The 2,312-nt window shown below is 67.9% G+C and carries 3 protein-coding genes; 1 reads left to right on the top strand and 2 read right to left on the bottom strand.

The window, feature by feature from the left end; translation table 11 throughout:
- A partial coding sequence (locus tag ABNT58_RS16410) for a hydrolase (RefSeq protein WP_348754523.1) occupies positions 1-647 on the bottom strand: 647 nt, incomplete at its 3' end.
- A gap of 129 nt (positions 648-776) precedes the next feature.
- Between ABNT58_RS16410 and ABNT58_RS16405 the strand changes: the two genes are divergently transcribed.
- Positions 777-1,664, top strand: coding sequence for a hypothetical protein (locus ABNT58_RS16405; protein ID WP_348754522.1), 888 nt, complete (start codon positions 777-779; stop codon positions 1,662-1,664).
- Here ABNT58_RS16405 and ABNT58_RS16400 read toward each other — a convergent pair.
- Positions 1,651-2,283 (bottom strand): response regulator transcription factor, encoded by a 633-nt coding sequence (locus ABNT58_RS16400; protein WP_348754521.1) that lies wholly within the window; start codon positions 2,281-2,283, stop codon positions 1,651-1,653. The genes ABNT58_RS16405 and ABNT58_RS16400 overlap by 14 nt on opposite strands.
- Positions 2,284-2,312 lie beyond the last annotated feature (29 nt).

Raw genomic sequence — 2,312 nt, 5'->3', positions numbered from 1 at the left:
TCGTGGGCGCCGAACATGGTCTTGGCGTAGATGATGCCCAGGCCGTAGGCGCCTCCGTACTGCTTGGCAATGCCGGTGGTCATCTCGTAGGTGTCGGTGCGGGCCCAGTCGCGCTGCAGTTCCAGCAGGTATTGCAGCGAGGTCATCGGCCGCGCGCCGGCCTGCACCATGCGGTCCATCGCGCGGTCGTGCGCTTCGGTGGACACGTCGCCGCAGGCATCGGCGATCACGTATACCTCATACCCCTGGGCCAGCGCCGACAGCGCCGGGCCCACGATGCACACGCCGGTCCACAGGCCGCACAGCACGATGCGGTCCTTGCCGATGGCGTTGATCCTGTCGATCACGGCCGCGTCCTCCCAGGTGTTCATGGAGGTGCGGTCCAGCATCTTCTGGTTCGGGAAGGCTTCGGTGATCTCGCTGAACATCGGGCCCGAGAAGCTCTTCTCGGCCACGGTGGTGAGGATGGTCGACACCTTGAAGCCGGCGGCCGCGCGGGCCACCAGGCCGGCGTTGCTGCGCAGGTTCACCGCGTCGATCGACTTGGTGGCAAAGGCCATCTGCGACTGGAAGTCGATCATGACCAGCGTGTGGTCCTGCGGCGTCAACAGGCCGGGGCCGGCGGTGGGGGTGGCGGTGATGGGCATGCGGTTCTCCTGGCTGAAACTGAACGAGCAGGAGGGTAGGCAGCCATGCCGCGGAGCACCACTTCACGATGGCGTGGCGGGGCCTCCCTCTTTGGAGAGAGGGGGCTGGGCTCGATGGAGTCATGGCCGATGGCGATCGACGGGATTGCGCCGGCCGGGCTCGGCGGCTACAAGCGGATCCTTGCGCAGCCGCCGGGCGGCGCTTTACGCAGTGAGCCGTCGACCATGCCCATCCATCCCCTCGGCTTCGACTTCGAGACGGCCAGCGCCAAGGCCTTCCACGGCAAGAGCGCCGGCTTCCGGGCGATTGAAACCGCGCTTCAGCACTACCTGGGCCAGCCGGCTGCATGGGTCAACCTCAAGGCCTTGCAGCGCGCGATCGCCGAATGGCGGGCGACCAAGGCCGGCGCCAGCATCCGCGACCCCGCGCTGGCGCGGCTGGACGTGTGGCTGCAGCAGGAAGTGGCCGCGCTGGCGCCGTGGCCTGCGCCCGAACCGGGCTGGGATGCCAGGCACAACTGCTATGCCTATGCCATGCATTGCAAGGTCGGCGTGGATGGCAACAACGCGCGACCGGGGCGGCTGGCAGGGCGACCTCGCGCCACGAAGGAATCCGACTTCGCACAGGGTGTGATCGATGATGCGCGGCATCAAGGCCGTGGCGCCTGGATTCTTCGCCAGGCGGCGCCTCCGGCCCCGGTGCCGCAGCCTTTGCACGGCGGCTACCTGGTGGCGATGACCTCGATGCCCCACGGCTACCATTTCTTGCGCCGCGATGAGGCAACGGGACTGTGGACGCACAAGAACGGCAGCATCCGCCCCGTGGAAACGTCGTGGCGCGACCCGGACGACCATTTGCTGGAAGACGCGATCGACGACGCCGCCCTGCTTCGGCTCGTCACTGACTCGAGGCTGATGGACAGCCTGTGGCACTTCGACGCCTACATCGAGGTGCAGAACGGCGGCCTGACGGTCAGTGGCGCGCCGCTGCCAAAGAAGCCGGCTATACCCGAATGATCCCGCGCTTCAGCGCGATCGACACCGCATGCGTGCGATCGCGGGCCTGCAGCTTGGCCAGGATGCTTTTCATGCGGGCCTTGATGGTGTCTTCCGAGACGGAGAGCTGATCGCCCACCTCGCGGTTGCTGTGGCCCACGGCGATGCGTTGCAGCACCTCGATCTCGCGCTCGGTCAGCGGTTCTTCGGCCGCGTGGCCGGCCAGTTCGATGGCCACGTCGGCCGGCACCCAGCGGCCGCCGGCATGCACCGCGCGGATGGCCTGCAGCAGGTCGGTGCGCAGCGAGCTCTTGAGCAGGTAGCCCACCGCGCCGGCCTTGAGCGCGCGCCAGGCCAGCGCATCGCCCTTGTAGGTGGTGAGCACGATGATGCGCGCCTGCGGGCCTTCGGCGCGGATGCTGGCCAGGGCCTGCAGGCCGTCCATGTCGGGCATCTGCAGGTCCATCAGCACCACGTCGGGCTGCAGCTGTCGCCATTGCTGCACGGCTTCAACGCCGTTGGCCGCTTCACCCACGATGGCCATGTCGGCCTGGCGGCCCACCACCGCGCCGATGCCTTCGCGCAGCAGGGGGTGGTCGTCGACGGTCAGAACACGGATGGTCGGTACTGCGGTGTTCATGCTTGGGATGGTAGCGGCGCAGGGTTGGC

This window comes from uncultured Aquincola sp., from assembly GCF_964001545.1.
Classification (GTDB): domain Bacteria; phylum Pseudomonadota; class Gammaproteobacteria; order Burkholderiales; family Burkholderiaceae_C; genus Aquincola.
This window is presented reverse-complemented; position numbering and strand designations above follow the sequence as displayed.

Bases quoted from the DNA above. Each gene is read 5' to 3' on its own strand.
- ABNT58_RS16405 (WP_348754522.1), top strand. From the start codon at position 777: ATGGCGATCGACGGGATTGCGCCGGCCGGGCTCGGCGGCTACAAGCGG.
- ABNT58_RS16400 (WP_348754521.1), bottom strand. From the start codon at position 2,283: ATGAACACCGCAGTACCGACCATCCGTGTTCTGACCGTCGACGACCAC.